The following is a 1,448-nucleotide window of genomic DNA, read 5'->3' as shown; positions in this document are numbered from 1 at the left end:
TGAACTGAACCCCATAACCTGGACCGTTTAGTTAAAGCGCTGCGTAATGCTGAGTCCTGTACGCTACCGGACTCAGCCCACCCAACCCCATTTTTATCCGCTTAGTATTCCAGAAGTGGATATAGTCTCCGATATCCTTCTCCAGCTCCTCTACATCACGGTATTTCTTCAGGTAAAACATTTCCGACTTCAGATGACCGAAGAAGTTTTCCATCACCGCGTTGTCCAGGCAGTTTCCTCTGCGCGACATGCTCTGTTTTATCCCGTTTTCCGCCAGGCGCTGCCTATACTCCGGCATCTGATACTGCCAGCCCTGATCGCTGTGAAGAAGCGGACGCTGCTCGCCCGTCAGATGCCGTAAGGCACTGCTCAGCATATTGTTTATCATCGGCATCAGCGGCTTACGCGCCGTTTCCCAGCCCACGATTTCGCCGTTATACAGGTCCAGAATCGGGGACAGGTAGCATTTTTCACCCGCAACGCTGAACTCCGTTACGTCCGTTACCCACTTCTCGTTCGGTGCCTGTGCCCGGAAGTTGCGCTGCAGCACGTTGCCGGCTGTTCGCCCTTCGGGCCCGCGACAGGACCGGTATCTCTTCTTTCTTACCGGCGACTGCAGGCCCAGCGCCGACATCAGCTTCAGCACGGTTTTCCCGCTCAGCGTCCAGCCGTGCTGCCTGAGCAGGCAGCCCATGCGCCGGTAGCCGTAAAGACTACGATGCTCCTCCGACAGCCTGACGATGAGCGCCTTCACCTCTGCGTACTTATCCGCCGCCTGCTGGCGGGCAAGCTGATAAAAAAAAGTGCTTTTCGGCAGCCGCGATACGCTCAGCAGCACCGGCAGGCGATGCCGCGTGCGCAACCGCGTCACTGCAGCGGCTTTTTCTCCCGCTCCCGGCGCTTTTTTTCCAGGATAATCTCCTGCATAACCTTCAGATAGTCGTTTTCGGCGCGAAGGTATTCGAGCTCCTTAAGCAGCTCTTTCTCCGTCATTGATCCGGCAGGTTTTGGTGATTTTGCTTTGTCTGACATTCGTATACTCCGCGTGCTGTTTTCGGGCGGGAAAGCGTAGTGGCCTTTAAGGCTGTACTGACGGGCCCAGGATTCAACCGTTTTGTATGAGGTGAGATTAAAACGCGCCGCAACCGCGGCGTATGACTCCCCGGGATGAGCCAGAGCGTAGTGCGCCACCTGAACTCTGAAGTCGGAAGAATAACTCCGGTGCCCGCGGGGAAGCAAAGCCTGCTCACCGTGATGCTGATAGCGTGCAACCCAGCGGCGCAGGTTAGTAGGGGCAATGCTGAAGTGCTTAGCCGTTCCATCAATACCGGCATGGCCGCTAAGAAAATAGTGAATGGCCGAGAGTTTGAATTCGACGGGATATTTTGTCGCCATAGACCTGCACCTTCAATGTCAGATTATGGTCCAACATTTGGGGTGCAGTTCAT

1 protein-coding gene is annotated in these 1,448 nt (G+C 55.3%); it reads right to left on the bottom strand.

Annotation, left to right across the window (positions count from 1 at the left end; all coding sequences use genetic code 11):
• Nucleotides 1-31 precede the first annotated feature (31 nt).
• Nucleotides 32-1,395 (bottom strand): IS3 family transposase gene (locus ACVLVH_RS24155; RefSeq protein ID WP_498950473.1). Its coding sequence is split into 2 segments (ribosomal slippage): nt 32-900 and nt 900-1,395, totalling 1,365 coding nucleotides; the frame shifts between segments, so codons are not numbered across the junction.
• Nucleotides 1,396-1,448 lie beyond the last annotated feature (53 nt).

The organism is Kluyvera sp. 1366 (assembly GCF_054823405.1).
This window is presented reverse-complemented; position numbering and strand designations above follow the sequence as displayed.